General features: G+C 64.1%; 14 protein-coding genes. 8 read left to right on the forward strand and 6 right to left on the reverse strand.

Going from position 1 to position 14381, the window contains the following annotated elements; genetic code table 11:
• Positions 1–435 precede the first annotated feature (435 nt).
• Complete coding sequence (locus ACNEOT_RS22925) at positions 436–1056, forward strand: DUF6188 family protein (RefSeq protein ID WP_415976918.1); 621 nt, start codon at positions 436–438, stop codon at positions 1054–1056.
• Here ACNEOT_RS22925 and ACNEOT_RS22930 read toward each other — a convergent pair.
• Both ACNEOT_RS22930 and ACNEOT_RS22935 read right to left on the reverse strand, forming a co-directional pair.
• Positions 1035–1784 (reverse strand): YqjF family protein, encoded by a 750-nt coding sequence (locus ACNEOT_RS22930; protein ID WP_415976919.1) that lies wholly within the window; start codon positions 1782–1784, stop codon positions 1035–1037. The genes ACNEOT_RS22925 and ACNEOT_RS22930 overlap by 22 nt on opposite strands.
• 23 nt (positions 1785–1807) lie before the next feature.
• Positions 1808–2476, reverse strand: coding sequence for an SIMPL domain-containing protein (locus ACNEOT_RS22935; protein ID WP_415976920.1), 669 nt, complete (start codon positions 2474–2476; stop codon positions 1808–1810).
• Positions 2477–2559: 83 nt separating this feature from the next.
• Between ACNEOT_RS22935 and ACNEOT_RS22940 the strand changes: the two genes are divergently transcribed.
• Complete coding sequence (locus ACNEOT_RS22940) at positions 2560–3552, forward strand: isopenicillin N synthase family dioxygenase (protein ID WP_415976922.1); 993 nt, start codon at positions 2560–2562, stop codon at positions 3550–3552.
• On the opposite strand, the gene ACNEOT_RS22945 is transcribed toward ACNEOT_RS22940, so the two are convergent.
• Positions 3546–3965: a hypothetical protein gene (locus ACNEOT_RS22945; protein ID WP_415976923.1), complete on the reverse strand. Its 420-nt coding sequence runs from the start codon at positions 3963–3965 to the stop codon at positions 3546–3548. The two genes, ACNEOT_RS22940 and ACNEOT_RS22945, sit on opposite strands and share 7 nt — an antisense overlap.
• Positions 3966–3999: 34 nt before the next feature.
• On the opposite strand from ACNEOT_RS22945, the gene ACNEOT_RS22950 reads away from it, so the two are divergent.
• The gene (locus ACNEOT_RS22950; RefSeq protein ID WP_415976924.1) at positions 4000–5058 is read left to right on the forward strand and encodes a DNA polymerase IV; all 1059 of its coding nucleotides are present in this window, start codon (positions 4000–4002) and stop codon (positions 5056–5058) included.
• 9 nt (positions 5059–5067) lie between these two features.
• On the opposite strand, the gene ACNEOT_RS22955 is transcribed toward ACNEOT_RS22950, so the two are convergent.
• Both ACNEOT_RS22955 and ACNEOT_RS22960 read right to left on the reverse strand, forming a co-directional pair.
• Complete coding sequence (locus tag ACNEOT_RS22955; protein WP_415976926.1) at positions 5068–5772, reverse strand: TerD family protein; 705 nt, start codon at positions 5770–5772, stop codon at positions 5068–5070.
• A gap of 125 nt (positions 5773–5897) precedes the next feature.
• The gene (locus ACNEOT_RS22960; RefSeq protein ID WP_415976928.1) at positions 5898–7649 is read right to left on the reverse strand and encodes a pyruvate dehydrogenase; all 1752 of its coding nucleotides are present in this window, start codon (positions 7647–7649) and stop codon (positions 5898–5900) included.
• A gap of 283 nt (positions 7650–7932) precedes the next feature.
• On the opposite strand from ACNEOT_RS22960, the gene ACNEOT_RS22965 reads away from it, so the two are divergent.
• From ACNEOT_RS22965 to ACNEOT_RS22980, 4 genes are read left to right on the forward strand one after another with little or no spacing between them, the layout of a single operon-like run.
• Positions 7933–8670 carry a GntR family transcriptional regulator gene (locus ACNEOT_RS22965; protein WP_415976929.1) on the forward strand — a complete coding sequence of 246 codons (738 nt, stop codon included), beginning with the start codon at positions 7933–7935 and terminating at the stop codon, positions 8668–8670.
• A gap of 33 nt (positions 8671–8703) precedes the next feature.
• Complete coding sequence (locus ACNEOT_RS22970) at positions 8704–9705, forward strand: ADP-ribosylglycohydrolase family protein (protein WP_415976930.1); 1002 nt, start codon at positions 8704–8706, stop codon at positions 9703–9705.
• A gap of 29 nt (positions 9706–9734) precedes the next feature.
• Complete coding sequence (locus ACNEOT_RS22975) at positions 9735–11201, forward strand: purine-cytosine permease family protein (RefSeq protein ID WP_415976931.1); 1467 nt, start codon at positions 9735–9737, stop codon at positions 11199–11201.
• Positions 11198–12121, forward strand: a complete 924-nt coding sequence (locus tag ACNEOT_RS22980) for a PfkB family carbohydrate kinase (protein ID WP_415976932.1) — start codon at positions 11198–11200, stop codon at positions 12119–12121. The genes ACNEOT_RS22975 and ACNEOT_RS22980 overlap by 4 nt, the downstream gene beginning before the upstream one ends.
• Here the strand turns inward: ACNEOT_RS22980 and ACNEOT_RS22985 are convergent.
• On the reverse strand, positions 12092–13147 hold the full coding sequence (locus ACNEOT_RS22985; RefSeq protein ID WP_415976933.1) for a LacI family DNA-binding transcriptional regulator: 1056 nt from the start codon (positions 13145–13147) through the stop codon (positions 12092–12094). The two genes, ACNEOT_RS22980 and ACNEOT_RS22985, sit on opposite strands and share 30 nt — an antisense overlap.
• A 112-nt stretch (positions 13148–13259) precedes the next feature.
• Here ACNEOT_RS22985 and ACNEOT_RS22990 point away from each other — a divergent pair, with 112 nt between their 5' ends.
• The gene (locus ACNEOT_RS22990; protein ID WP_415976934.1) at positions 13260–14294 is read left to right on the forward strand and encodes a formamidase; all 1035 of its coding nucleotides are present in this window, start codon (positions 13260–13262) and stop codon (positions 14292–14294) included.
• The last annotated feature ends 87 nt before the right edge of the window (positions 14295–14381 follow it).

The raw sequence follows: 14381 nt of genomic DNA on the forward strand, positions 1-14381 counted from the left end.
AAGCTAAGCCCTCCAGCGCCGATGGTACTGCACTCGACAGGGTGTGGGAGAGTAGGACACCGCCGAACACAACTTCACAGAACACCCCCAGACCACTGGTCTGGGGGTGTTCTGCATTTCGAAACCAACCCATCACACGCGCACAGTCGCTGAACGCACCTGAACTCGCATCCGACCACGACCCATTGCCCCGCACCTGACACACGCGCGCGCATCCGCTGAACGCACCCCAATTCGCCGTCCGACCGGCCGCGATTACCCGTGATTCTGACAAACGCGCGCGCATCCGCTGAACGCACCCCAATTCGCTGCCCGACCGGCCGCGATCTCCCGCGCTTCTGACAAACGCGCACGCATTCGCGCCCCGCCGCTGAGCAACGTCGTCAGGCGAGGCTCTGTGTACCCCGACTCGATTCTGTGGCACAGTCGAAGTCGATGAAACTCGCCGTCGGACAGCATCGAGTCAGCAGAATTCTTCTCGATTTCGATCTGAGTATCGAATTCGACAACGGAGCCATCCTTGCCTTCAGCGAAGTGATGGTCGATGACCTCACTGTCGATGAAGACAATCAGTTCGAAGGCCTACGAGCCTTCGCAGCCCTGCACGGTCTCGTGTGCGACGACGCTGACTACGACGAATTCGGTGTTCTCCGTATGACTTTCGAGGGCAGACAGAGGGTGGTTGCGCGTCCGAGAGACGAGGTCGAATCTTGGGAGTACAGCGCCGCGGACGGTTCGACTGTGCTGTGTGGACCGGAGGGCACCGTCGAATCATGGCCCGCACCCCAGCATCCCAAGGCGGGGGTGCCGGCCGTCGAAGGGCTTCCTTCCATCGGTGCCACTGTGGTTCGGCTCTCCACAGGTGACGACGCTGCGGTCGAATTCTCCGACGGCACGAAGCTGTTGTTCGAGCTCCCCCTCGACATCGGCTACCTGGTATTACGGGAGAGTGTGACATCGAGCTCGCTCGCCGGCAGTGGCGGAAACAGCCCCGGAGATTGGGTCGTCGAATTGTCCTCCGGGCACGTAATTTTCTATCGCCCGCGCACGAGGTAGGGCCGACCGAACTGGGTCTCGACACCGGGCGAGTAGAGCACCGAATCCGGCGGCCGGGTGCTGACGCTGGGCATTCCCGCCGCTGCTACGAGTTCGTCGGAGCAATGGGTGAGTTCCGCGTCGATTAGCGGCCAGTGTCGGTGCACATTCGGTACGTAGAGCAGTCGTCCGGCCAGTGACGTGTGCAATCCCCATCGGGCGGTGAGAAACACCGCGAGCGGGTCGTCGGACATGTCGCGTAATCCTCGGACGATCCCGAAGTCGGTGGTTGCTCCGCGATGCGGTGGTGCGAGTCTTCGGCTGCGGTAGCCGATTGTCGTCCTGTCGTCGTCGATGTCGATCGACGACCAGCGATAGGGGATGCGAGCGGCGTTGGTACCCAACACCACTGCGAGTCTCGTTGCTTCCAGCGATCGGAACACGACGCCGCGTCGACCCTCTGCGTCGACCGAGTACAGGCGCACGTTGATCTCACCGAACGTGCCGAAATACGGAACGGGGTGGCGGTAGCCGAGCCCGGCACCAACCATGTGGAAGCCGATCAGCCCGACCCATGACGAGCCGTCGAACTCGTCGGGCACGCACCCCCGTGGCAGCAGCGGGGTCACCACCGAACTCGGCACTCGCCAGTGCAGAAAGACCAGCCGTTCCCATCGCTGATCCATCAGGATCGGACGAGGCAGCAACGGCGGCCGCGGCCAGAGGCGTCGGGCATCGTCTCGATTCATGGTTCGAGCGTAGGCGCGACGCGTCAGGAGGCGGTGAATCGGGCGTGGACGCTCGCGGAGATCGTGATGTTCTCCGGTTTGAGTGCAAACCCGGCAGGCGCTGCCTTCGCGGCGAACATCCTCGCCGAGGAGTCGGTGCCACTGTGCTCTGCGATCCCCGTCAGTAGGCCCGGGTCGGCCACCGCGACCGCGTGCACACCCGATCTCCCCAGGCTCGACGCATAGGCCTCGGCTTTGGAGACGGCGTCGCGCACGGCTAGTTCTCGGACTGCGAGGGTGTGGGCAATTCTGCTGGGTTCGGTGAGGTCCCAATCGAGGTGGTCGATCGACACTCCCTCGAGTGCGGATGCGGCGTATACGAATGCATCCACGAGATCGAGTTGGCTGAACTGGACCTCCACCGACGCCTCGGCTTGGTAGACGTACGGCAGCTGCTCCCCGTCGTGGTTGAACGGCCGGTGACGGGAGTGGTGAACCTGGTCGACCGACCACCGATCGATGGGTCCGCCGTCGCTGTTGTACAGCGGCTCGACCAGTCGCGTGAGCTCCCGCACGAGCTGTTGGGCCGGCTCGGACGCTGTCTCGGCCGTCCGTCCGTCGGTGCGAACCGTCAAGGCGAGCGTGCACTGCTCGGGTGGGTAGGTGGCTGCGCCGTGACCGACGACGGTGATGTCGAGTGCTTCAAGGCTCATGTTGTCCAGTCTGGCATCCGCGGCAATTCATCGAATCTCAACACTGCTGGCCGACGCGTCGGGTGGGGAGGACAATCGCGAACATGCTTCCCGTTCTCGATCTCGCTCTGGCCGATGACGACCCCGGTACGTTTCAGCGGTTGCTGCGCGAGGCCGCCCATCGGTCCGGCTTCTTCTATCTCGTCGGTCATGGCATCGAGCCCGAACGGATGCGCGAGGTGCTGCGGTCGGCTCGCGAGTTCTTTGCGGTACCGGATCACATCAAGGGCCAGATCAGTCAGCTGAAGAGCCCGCACTTCCGCGGCTATTCGCGGGTGGGCGGCGAACTGACCAACGGCCGGGTCGATTGGCGGGAGCAGATCGACATCGGTCCCGAACGCCCGGCGATCGCGGGAGCGCAGGGGTACTGGAACCTTCAGGGGCCCAATCTGTGGCCCGCGCAGCCGGCCGAGTTCAGGGAGACGTTCGAGCACTGGGAGCGCACGGTGTCGAGCCTCGGTCTTCGGCTGCTCCGACATTGGGCACGTTCCCTCGGAGCGCCCGAGAACGTGTTCGACGACGCGTTCGCGACCGCGCCGGCGACGCTGATGAAGGTCGTGCGCTACCCGGGTACCCCCGATCACTCACAGGGGGTCGGCGCGCACAAGGACTCCGGAGTGTTGACTCTGCTGCTCGTCGAACCGGACTCGGCTGGGCTGCAGGTGGAGACAACGCCCGATACGTGGGTCGACGTACCGCCGCTGGACGGGGCGTTCATCGTCAACATCGGCGAGCTGTTGGAAGTGGCGACCGGCGGTTACCTCCGAGCGACGCGGCATCGGGTGCTCGCGCCAGGGCCCGGGACCGATCGAGTGTCCGTGCCGCACTTCCTCAGTCCCGCGCTCGATGCCGTCGTCCCTGTCATCGAACTGCCGCCCGAGTTGGCGAAACATTCACGGGGCGTCGAGAACGATCCCGGCAACCCCATCTACAGCACCTACGGCGAGAACGCGTGGAAGTCTCGTACGCGCGCACATCCGGATGTGGCGCAGTTACACCACGGCATCCTGCCTGCAGGTCAGCCGTCGACCTACTGACGGCCGGAGTGCCACGCGCGACACTGGGCCCAGGAACCGGTGCACCACAGCGCCCACACGATCAGCAGTGGCTGGAAGAGCAGCCGGATGCCGCGGGCCGCGTCGGAGTCGAGGCCGAACGCGTCTGTGTGGGTGACGAACTGCGAGATGTTGCCGGGGAAGACCGCAAGGAAGAACGCGGCAACAACCCAACCGACGAATGCCCGCCGAGCAGTCCAGAACAGCAACGCCAGGCCGAGCACGATCTCGACGACCCCCGATGCCAGCACCACGAAGTCGACACTGATCGGCATCCACGTCGGCACCTGAGCGGCGAAGGTGCTGCGCGCCCAGAACAGATGGCTCAGGCCGGCGAAGACGAGGAACGCTCCCAGTACGACGCGTCCGATGGTGCGAGATATCGATTTCGTCATGGCTTCATGAGACACCACGGGCACACTGGGCTTCATGACCGGGAGTGCACCGACAGACTCAGGGCGTCGCCGATGGGTACTGCACGTCGACCTGGATCAGTTCATCGCCGCAGTGGAGGTGCTGCGCAATCCGGAGCTGGCGGGCAAAGCAGTGGTGGTCGGCGGTAGGGGAGACCCCACCGAGCGCGGGGTGGTGTCGACCGCGTCGTACGAGGCGCGCGCGAAGGGGGTCGGCTCGGGAATGCCGCTGCGCATCGCCGCAAAGAAGATCCCCGACGCGATCTTCCTCCCCGTCGACAAGCCTGCGTACGACGAGGCGTCGGCGCTGGTGATGGACACGCTGCGGACGCTGGGTGTCGTCGTCGAGGTGATCGGTTGGGACGAAGCGTTTCTCGGTGTGAAGACCGATGACCCCGAGCGATTCGCGAAGACCGTGCACGACGCGGTGTTCGAGGCGACCGGGCTGCACTGCTCGGTTGGCATCGGCGACAACAAGTTACGAGCGAAGATCGCCACCGACTTCGACAAGCCCCAGGGCATCTACCGGCTGACGCAGGACAATTGGTTCGAGGTGATGGGCGACCGCGGTACCGAGGCGCTGTGGGGGATCGGCAAGAAGATCTCGAAGAGACTCACCGCGCTGGGGGTCACGACCGTCCGTGAATTGGCGGATGCCCAGGACGCCGACCTGGCTGCTGCGTTCGGACCGAAGATCGGTCCCTGGCTGGGTACCAAGGGCCGGGGGATCGACCTGTCGCCGGTGACGTCCGAGCCCTGGGTTGCGCGTTCACACAGTCGCGAGGTCACCTTTCAGGTCAACGTCGCAGACTGGGCTCTCGTCCGAGACGAGGTCGCTGCTCTGACGGCGCAGGTGTTGGCCGACATCGAATCCGAGAACAGGCCCGCCATCAGGGCGGCGTTGAAAATTCGGTACGCGCCGTTCGAGACGCACACCGTCAGCGCTCCGATCGTCGGTGCACCCACGTTCGATCCGCACATTCTCACCGAGGCTGCGGTGGCTCTCGTCGATCGCCTCGACCACAGCAGAGAGGTCCGCTTGATCGGGGTCCGGCTGGAAATGACTCCGCCGTAACCTCTCTGACTACTTGCGGCCCGCTGCCCAGCGCAGGCCCCACCCGTACTTCTTGTCGAGATCGGCCTGGCTGCCCTGGATGTACTCGACCTCGCGGGTCACGGTGATCCCCGCAGACGTGCTCTCCAACAATGCGATCGAGCAGATTCTCGCAGAGTTCTCGGCCGAGTCGAGGCGCACTTCCACCTGCGGACCGCTGGTGGGGTAGAGCGTCACCACGCCGTCGACCGCGGCCCAGTTCGGTGCGCCGTCGTAGATCATTGCGAAGATCAGGATCCGGGCGAACTTCTCCGGGTGCGCGAGGTTGATATGCATGTTCTCGCCGCCGCTGACCGAACCGGATCGGTCGTCACCGTCGAGCGCAATGAACGGAGCGTCCTGCAGTGAGCCGAAGCTGTTGCCGAGCGCCTGGATCACGCCCTTGGAACCGTCGCGCAATTCGTAGAGGCAGCCGAGGTCGAGATCCACACCGCCGGAGCCGTACGACGCGGCGGCGAGCTTGGCCAGGAACCCCTTCTTCTTCGGCTGAGCCGCAGGCGCACCAGACGACCAGTTGAGGTTCACCCGCATCGAACCTTGCTTCTCACCCGACTTGGTGAGGCTGATCGTCGGCGATGCCTTCGACAGTGTCACCTTGCTCAGGTTCACCGACGCACCGGGCTGCTGACCAGGGGTCTGCCCGGTGGATGGCTTGCGGGTGTAGTCGATGGCCATGGTCGAGCCTTCCGAAACTGTCGATTCCCGGATCGCGATGTCCGGTTTGGGCGGTACGTCGAGAATAACCGCACGTCCAACGGACTCCGTGCTCGCACCGTGGCAGAGCTTCGTCGAGGTGCCGACTACGGCCGAGGCACGTTGCGTAGGTTCGACTTTGCTATCCGAACTGCTTCACCCACTCCGCCGTTGAGCACGACCTTGCTCATGGCGAGGGCGAAGCCCTTGATCTGTTCACCGTTGAGGTTCGGCGGCACCGACAGGGCAAGCGGGTCGGTGATCAGTTGCACCAGTGCGGGGCCGTCGACGGCGAACGCTGTCTCGAGGGCACCGCGAATGTCGCCCGGCTGATCGACGCGTTGTGCGTGGATACCCGCAGCTGTCGCGATGCCGGTGTAATCGACCTGCGGTACGTCGACACCGAAGTCGGGCAGGCCGTCGACCAACATCTCCGCTTTCACCATGCCCAGCGTCGAGTTGTCGAACAGCACGATCTTGACGGGCAGTTTGTACATCGCGACGGTGAGCAATTCGGAGAGCAGCATCGACAATCCGCCGTCGCCGGAGATCGAGACCACCTGGCGGCCGGGATTGGCGAACTGCGCTCCGATGGCGTGCGGCAATGCGTTGGCCATCGAGCCGTGCAACATCGACGCTACGAAAGCCCTTCTGCCGGTGGGGTTGATGTAGCGCGCGGTCCAGACGTTGCACATGCCGGTGTCGGTGGTGAACACGGCATCGTCGGCGGCGAGGTCGTCGAGCACCGATGCCGCGTACTCGGGGTGGATGGGGACGAGCTTCTCGGCGTTACGGGTGTACGCGCCGACAGTCTTGCCCATCAGGTCGTTGTGCTTGGCCACCCACTTGTCGACGTAACGCCGGTCGGACTTTCGATCAACCAACGGCTGCAACGCATTCAGCGTTGCACGAACGTCGCCGTGAATCGGGTACTGCACTGATGTTCGACGCCCCAGCTTCGTCGGATCGATGTCGATCTGCGCGGTCGTGACATCCTCGGGGAGGAACTGCTGATACGGGAAGTCGGTGCCGAGCAGGACGAGCAGATCCGCGTCGTGAATGCCTGCGTGCGCTGCACCGTAGCCGAGCAGGCCGGTCATGCCGACGTCGTACGGGTTGTCGTACTGGATGAACTCCTTGCCGCGCAACGAGTGTCCGACGGGAGCGCCGATCGTGTCGGCGAACGCGACCACCTCGTCGTGGGCTCCCTTGACGCCGTAGCCGGCGAAGATGGCGACCTTCTCGGCGTTGTTGATGGCGTCCGCGAGCTTCTGGATGTCGGCGGTCGGCGGTGTCACGATCGGGGTCGAGGGGATGGCGATCGGGTCCATCGTGCCTGCGGCCGAAAGTTCGGCGATGTCTCCGGGGAGCGTCAGCACCGACACTCCACCACCGGTGACTGCGGCGTTGATCGCTGCGCGGAACACCCGAGGAGCCTGCTCGGCGGTGGAGACGAACTCGTTGTACAACGAGCATTCACCGAACAGGCGGTCGGGATGCGTCTCCTGGAAGTAGCCCGAGCCGATCTCGCTGCTGGGAATATGCGACGCGATCGCCAGAACCGGTGCGCCGGAACGATGTGCGTCGAACAGGCCGTTGATCAGATGCAGGTTGCCCGGGCCACACGAACCCGCGCACACGGCGAGGGTCCCGGTGGTCTGCGCGTCGGCGGAGGCGGCGAACGCAGCGGCCTCCTCGTGGCGCACATGAATCCAGTCGATACCGCCCTTGGCCGATCCCCCGGTTCGGCGCACCGCGTCGACCACTGGGTTGAGACTGTCGCCAACGATGCCGTAGATGCGTTGTACGCCGGCATCGACGAGTCCTCGAACGAGTTGATCGGCCACTGTGGTGGGCATTCATTCTCCTCAAAACTCGAGACGCGATGTTCACCGATGTGCTTCGGTCGCGTCTGGTCGTCGGCTTCCCTGCGTGGAGGGCCTGTCAAACATCCTGGGTACCCACAGGCGGCCAGTCAAGGGGAAAGCGCTGGTAGAGCGCTGTGGCGATCTGCGTCACGTCGCGATGTTCCCGGTAGCACCCATCGAAGACTGGGGCTGTCCCGACGTGTTTGCTGCCCGTGGCGTACAGCAAAGTAGACAGGCTCTGTACAGGTTCACTTTTGCGATGTACGGTACTGAGATGACCGAGCCCGCTATGACTCAGCGCACATCGGAGCGTGCGCGGCACAAGCGCCATCAGGTGCTCGCCTCACTCAAGAACACCATCGAGTCCGGCGATATCCCCTCGGGTTCGTTCCTGCCGGGAGAGAACGAACTCGCCCGCGAGTTCTCGGTCAGTCGTGGAACCATTCGCTCTGCACTCAGTGAGTTGGAAGATCAGAAGCTCATCGAAAAGCGCAGCGGCATAGGATCACTCGTCACCTTCGATGGCCATCAGATCGAGACCGCCGACGGATGGGCACGTGCCCTGTCGTCTGCGGGTGTCGAGATGCACACCCGTACTCTCCGGGTCGAGCGCATCGTCGATCCCGAGTTGGCAGCCGAGGCCGGTACGTCCACACTGAATTTCGTTGCCGTCGACCGAGTGCGACACGTGGTCGACGGGCGTCCGGTGTCGTTGGAGCGCAGCCGTATTCCAGCACTCGGACCGCTCGCGGGCCTGCCCGAGAACGGACTGGTGGGTGACTCGCTGACGGCAACCCTGAGATCCGCGGGGCTCGTGGCTGCCAGTGGCGAGCAATGGGTCTCGGTGGTTCCCGTCGACGCAGCCGATGCGGCCGTTCTCGAGGTTCCGGTGGGCACCCCGTACCTGCACAGTATTCGTGTCAGTCGAGACGCGTCGGGTCGGTTCGTCGAGAAGGTCGTCAGTCTGCTGGCACCCGACCGCTTTCAGCTCCACCTCTCTTTCAATTCCTGAACGATCACCCCACTCTCAGCAAGGACTGTGTCGATGCCTGCTTCCCGCGAACGCGCCCTCGGGGCCTTCTACGGCCTGGCGCTGGGCGATGCGCTGGGAATGCCGACGCAATCGATGTGCCGCAGGGACATTGCCGAGGACTACGGCCAGTTGCGCGGATTCGTCGACGCCGGCCCACGTCAGTTCATCGCTCACGGAATGCCTGCCGGTTCGATCACCGACGATACCGAGCAAGCGATCATGCTGGCGCAGTTGATCATCGACGGTGCCGGTGTCGTAGACCCGTCCGCGTTCGCGCACGCCCTGATTGCCTGGGAAGCGCGAATGAAGGCACGCGGATCGCTCGATCTACTCGGTCCGTCGACCAAGCGCGCCGTCGAACGTATTCTCGACGGATCGGATCCGACCGAAGCCGGTAGGTTCGGCAGCACCAACGGCGCAGCCATGCGTATCACCCCTGCGGCAATAGCAGCCTCGCTGGACGGCGGTATGAGCTCGTTCGTCGACGCGATCTACCGATGCAGCTTCGTCACCCACAATACTTCCCTCGGAATAGCCTCTGCCGCAGCGGTTGCCGGCGCGATCAGTGCCGGTATCGCGGGCGCGGACCTGCCCGAAGCAGTCGACATCGGTGTTGCTGCTGCGGCCGAGGGTGCCACCCGCGGATACTGGGTTGCCGGTGGAGACATCGCGACCCGAATCGAGTGGGCGGTCCAGTTGGCCGGCACCACCACCGGCCAACACATCACGGACACGGTCGCCGACATCGTCGGTACGTCCGTTGCGTCACAGGAATCAGTGGTAGCGGCCTTTGCTCTGGCCGTTGCGTACGACGACCCGTGGGACGTCGTACTGGCAGCCGCCACCATCGGCGGCGACACCGACACCATCGCAGCGATAGCAGGTGCGCTCCGCGGTGCCGTCGGTGGCCTGGCAGCGTGGCCCGGCGAAGCGATTCGAACAGTCATCGACGTCAACTCGCTCGATCTCGAGCCCCTCGTCGATCGACTGCTCGCTCTCCGTAATACGAACTGACACAGTTCGACTCACTCTGGAGCACAACCATGACTTCTTCCGCTTCCTCCTCCGTCTCGGACACCGCGGCCGACGCTTTGTCACTGGAGACTCGCGGCATCGAGCCCGTCCCGGACAACGAGCGCAACGGTAATCCGCTACAGCTGTTCTGGGTGTGGTTCGCCGCGAACATCTCCATCCTGGGACTGCCACTCGGTGCCACTCTCGTGGTCTTCACCGGGCTGAACATCTGGCAATCGCTGATCGTGGCGCTGATCGGTGCCGCCGGATCCTTCGCCATCGTCGGCATCGTCTCGATCGCTGGTAAACGCGGTGGTGCCCCCAGTCTCACGCTGTCGCGGGCCACGTTCGGGGTCCGAGGCAACATCGGACCCACGCTGGTGTCGTTGATGTCGCGGCTCGGTTGGGAAACCGTCAACACCACCACCGCAGCGTTCGTGCTGCTGTCGATCTTCACTCTGATCTTCGGTGGATCCGGTGCCGCCAAGGATCATCCCGTCGTGACGATCGTGTCCATCGTAGTGTTCATCGTGCTCACTCTCGTTGTCAGCGGGCTCGGACACTCGGCGATTCTCGTCATCCAGCGCTGGTCGACGTGGATCTTCGGTGCCCTGAACATCTTCGTTGCAGTCTTCTTGATCGCCACCGTCGACTGGACCGCTGTGACCAGTACCCCGGCTGGATCGATCAGTGCGATGGTCATCGGTGTCGGAACCATCGCTGCCGGAACAGGTATCGGCTGGGCCAACGCGGGAGCCGACATGTCGCGCTATCAGCGTAAGAGCGTCGGAGCCGGTTCGTTGGTGCTGTCCAGCGCTGCAGGTGCCGGTATTCCGCTCGTACTCCTGATCGGACTCGGCGCACTGCTCTCTGCCGGCGACAACAGCCTCGCGTCGGCGTCGGATCCGGTCGCGGCGATCCGGGAGATTCTTCCGGCCTGGATGGCCGTTCCGTACCTGATCACCGCATTCGGCGGATTGCTTCTGTCCAATCATCTTTCGGTCTACTCGGCCAGTCTGACCACCTTGACACTCGGCTTCCGAATCAAGCGGGTCTACGCGGTCGGAGTGGATGTGTTCGTCACCTTCGTCGGCGCCATCTACTTCATGCTGATCTCCGACGGTTTCTACGGACCGTTCATCACGTTCATCTCGGTTCTCGCGGTTCCGCTCACGGCATGGCTCGGGGTGTTCATGTCCGACATGATCAAGCGCACGACGTACGACGCGGCGTCGATCATGAACATCGGAAACACCAGCCGCTACTGGTATTCCGGCGGAGTGAACTGGTATGCGTTCGTGAGCTGGGCAGCGGGCATCGTCGTGGGGTTCCTGTTCACTGCCATCGCTGTGGACGGCGACGTCATCTACACCGGGCCGTTGTCGGGCAGCTGGATCGGTGACAACGGTCTCGGCTGGGTTGCGTCGTTCGTGGTCGCCGCCGGTCTGTACCTCGCCACCGGGGGAGCGCGCCGCACCGAGACCGTAGCGCGGTGAGTCCGCGGCTGATCCACACCGGCCAAGTCATCGTCGACGTCGTGATGGCCGTTCCCGAGGTCCCGACTCCGGGCGGAGACGTGGTGGCGACGTCACTGAACGAGACTGCGGGAGGAGGCCTCAACGTCGTGGTGGCCGCGATTCGCGATGACCTTCCCGTCGTCTTCGCCGGCAGGTTCGGTTCGGGTCACTACGGCTCGATCGTCCGTGACGCGCTCGCCGTCAGCGGTGCCCTCGTGGTCAATGCCCGACCACTGCAGAAGGATTCGGGATTCTGCATCGCCCTCGTCGACGCGAATGCCGAACGGACATTCGTGACGTACCCGGGAGCCGAGGCCGAACTGAGCGTTGCGGATCTGGCGGCAACCGGAGTTCGACGCGGTGATCTGGTGTACGTCACCGGCTACGGACTGGCACACGCGAGCAACGCTGCGGCACTGACGAACTGGCTTTCGACGCTGCCGGACGAAGTTGTCGTCCTGTTCGATCCTTCTCCGTTGATCGCGACCCTCGACCGACGCGTCGTGGACGCCGTACTCGCTCGGGCCGACATCGTGAGTGTCAATCTGCGTGAGGGTGCGCTCATGACGGGTGCGGCCGACATCGGTTCCATTGCGGTCGGATTGACCGAGCGGGTGCGTCCTGGGGCATCGGTGGTACTGCGTACCGGATCGGAGGGGTGTTTGATCGCAAGCCTCGGACGGCCGCCCCGGTCGGTGCCCGGGTTCGCGGTGCAGGCGGTCGACTCCAACGGTGCGGGCGACGCGCACGCCGGTGTGTTGTTGGCGGGGCTGTCGCGCGGACTCGACCTGTACCAGGCGGCGTTGCGAGCGAATGCCGCTGCAGCGCTTGCAGTCACCGAGCGTGGACCGGCGACGGCCCCGCTTCGATCACGTACCGACGCGTTGGTCGGAGAGTGAGGGGGCAGTTCGCCCCGGAACCGTGGAGTCGCGGACGACCAGTGTCGGTGTGAGTGCCACCGATGACACCGGTAATCCGTGGGTGACGGCCAGCAGCATTTCGGCTGCGCGTGTGCCGATTTCGCGGTGCGGACTGCGAACCGTCGTCAAAGGCACCGTCAGTTCGCTGCAGATCGAGATGTCGTTGTAGCCGACGACGGCAACGTCGCGTCCCGGCTGCAATTCCGCTTCGCGCAGGACGCCGAGGACTCCGATGGCGCTGAAATCGTTGGTCGCGAAGATGGCCGTCGGAGGTGTCGGCAATGCCAGAAGTGCTGTGGCTCCTCGTCGTCCGGCCTCAGGATCGAAACCCTCTTCCCGAACGTACTCGTCCGGAACGTCGATTCCTGCGTCGCGGAGGGCAGCTCGGCAGCCCTCCAATCGGTCGATTCCGGTGCTGGCCCACGCCGGACCCGACACGATCCCCACTCGGGTGTGGCCGAGTCTGGCCAAGTGCTCACCGGCGAGGTAGCCGCCCCGATGGTCGTCGCACGTCACCGAGGTCATTCCCGGGTATCGACGGCTGATGAGCACGAACTTGATCCCTCTGCGGTGGAGGTCGTCGAGGTTCTCGCTGTCGAGGCGAGCATCGCCGAAGATGAGACCGTCGACGTTGCGGCCGAGCAGCAGATCGATGCGTCGACGCTGCTGAATCGGATCGTCGTGGGTGTTGGCGACGAAGGTCTCGTACCCGGCACGGTTCGCGGTTTCCTCGATGGCGTCGTACATCGCGGAGAGCACCACGTCGGTCAATCGCGGGACGAGTACTCCGAACGCGGTGGATTTCTTGGTGGTCAGGCTCGCCGCGTTGGGGTTGGGGACGTAGTCCATCTCGCGGGCCAGCTCGAACAATCGAAGATCTCCGGCGCTGGCACCGGCCGGGTCGAGGGCGACGCGTCGCAGAGCTCGGGAAACGGTCGAGACATGTACTCCCGCAGCAGCTGCGACTGTTTTGAGCGTGACGCTTCCCGAAGTAGTGCTGTCCACTGGCGGTTCCCCTCGATCCTCCGTCGGCGCTGCCCCGACCCCTGATGACCCCTAAGCTAGCACCGTGCGCAACCGTTTGCGCAACAAGTTGCCCTCGAGGAACGGACATTCGATGACAGGTTTGGGTGGTCTCAATCCGTCGCCGACGTCGCTCACGCTCGGCCTGGTTCAGCAGCAGGTTCCGCTGATCACGAGCATGGACGATGTGGACGCGACGACCGATCGCGTGTGCAAGCAGTTGCGCGAGGCGAAGGCCGGGTTCGGGGCGCTCGACCTCGTGGTGTTCCCGGAGTACTCGCTGCACGGTCTACGCAAATCGTCGTGGGCGTCCGACGAGGTCATGTGTGACATGGACGGTCCGCAGGTGGAGCGATTGCGCGACGCGTGCCGTGAGTCGAACGTATGGGGGTGTTTCAGCATCATGGAACGCAACCCCGGCGGTGCGCCGTTCAACTCCGGAATCATCGTCGACGACCGGGGTGACATCGCGCTGTACGTTCGCAAACTGCATCCTTGGACGCCCAAGGAGCCCTGGGAACCGGGCGACATCGGTCTACCGGTCTGCTCGGGGCCCAAGGGCTCGGTGCTGTCGCTGTTGATCTGCCACGACGGAATGTTTCCCGAGATGGCGCGTGAGGCGAGCTACCGCGGTGCCAACGTGTTGCTGCGCACGGCCGGGTACAAGTTTCCGCTGCGGCAGTCATGGCGTATCACCAACGAGGCCAATGCCTTTCACAATCTGGCGTACACGGCGTCGGTGTGCCTGGCGGGGGAGGACGGCAACGGCATCCCGTCGATGGGTGAGGCGATGGTGTGCGACTACGAAGGAACGATCATCGAGCGCGGCGATTCCACACCCGATCGGGTGGTGACCGTGTCCATCGAGCCGGCCAGGGCCGATGCGGCACGTCGCGAGTGGGGAGTGGAGAACAACATCTACCAACTGGGTCATCGTGGGTACACGGCGCTGGACGGAGGGGCGAGCGATTGCCCGTACACCTACGTCCGTGATCTCGCCGACGGAAACTATCGAGTTCCATGGGAGGACGAGGTCCGCATCGTCGACGGGACCTCGGAGGGATACGGACCTCCACGTCGACACGGCAGTTCGATGGATACGGCCAGGGCCGGGATGCGCGGCGAGTAAGGCGCAGGTTACGCAGCCGGTGCCCGTGTAACGGTGCCATTAATTGGTTTCGGATTTGTCGCCCAAAGCTCGACATCGGCCGAGAAA

Source organism: Rhodococcus sp. 077-4 (genome assembly GCF_047782425.1).
Classification (GTDB): domain Bacteria; phylum Actinomycetota; class Actinomycetes; order Mycobacteriales; family Mycobacteriaceae; genus Rhodococcoides.

Coding starts and splice junctions, on each gene's coding strand:
- ACNEOT_RS22955 (WP_415976926.1), bottom strand. CDS start 5,772: ATGGCCATCGACTACACCCGCAAGCCATCCACCGGGCAGACCCCTGGT.
- ACNEOT_RS22965 (WP_415976929.1), top strand. CDS start 7,933: ATGACCGAGCCCGCTATGACTCAGCGCACATCGGAGCGTGCGCGGCAC.
- ACNEOT_RS22935 (WP_415976920.1), bottom strand. CDS start 2,476: ATGAGCCTTGAAGCACTCGACATCACCGTCGTCGGTCACGGCGCAGCC.
- ACNEOT_RS22990 (WP_415976934.1), top strand. CDS start 13,260: ATGACAGGTTTGGGTGGTCTCAATCCGTCGCCGACGTCGCTCACGCTC.
- ACNEOT_RS22925 (WP_415976918.1), top strand. CDS start 436: ATGAAACTCGCCGTCGGACAGCATCGAGTCAGCAGAATTCTTCTCGAT.
- ACNEOT_RS22975 (WP_415976931.1), top strand. CDS start 9,735: ATGACTTCTTCCGCTTCCTCCTCCGTCTCGGACACCGCGGCCGACGCT.
- ACNEOT_RS22950 (WP_415976924.1), top strand. CDS start 4,000: ATGACCGGGAGTGCACCGACAGACTCAGGGCGTCGCCGATGGGTACTG.
- ACNEOT_RS22970 (WP_415976930.1), top strand. CDS start 8,704: ATGCCTGCTTCCCGCGAACGCGCCCTCGGGGCCTTCTACGGCCTGGCG.
- ACNEOT_RS22940 (WP_415976922.1), top strand. CDS start 2,560: ATGCTTCCCGTTCTCGATCTCGCTCTGGCCGATGACGACCCCGGTACG.
- ACNEOT_RS22945 (WP_415976923.1), bottom strand. CDS start 3,965: ATGACGAAATCGATATCTCGCACCATCGGACGCGTCGTACTGGGAGCG.
- ACNEOT_RS22960 (WP_415976928.1), bottom strand. CDS start 7,649: ATGCCCACCACAGTGGCCGATCAACTCGTTCGAGGACTCGTCGATGCC.
- ACNEOT_RS22930 (WP_415976919.1), bottom strand. CDS start 1,784: ATGAATCGAGACGATGCCCGACGCCTCTGGCCGCGGCCGCCGTTGCTG.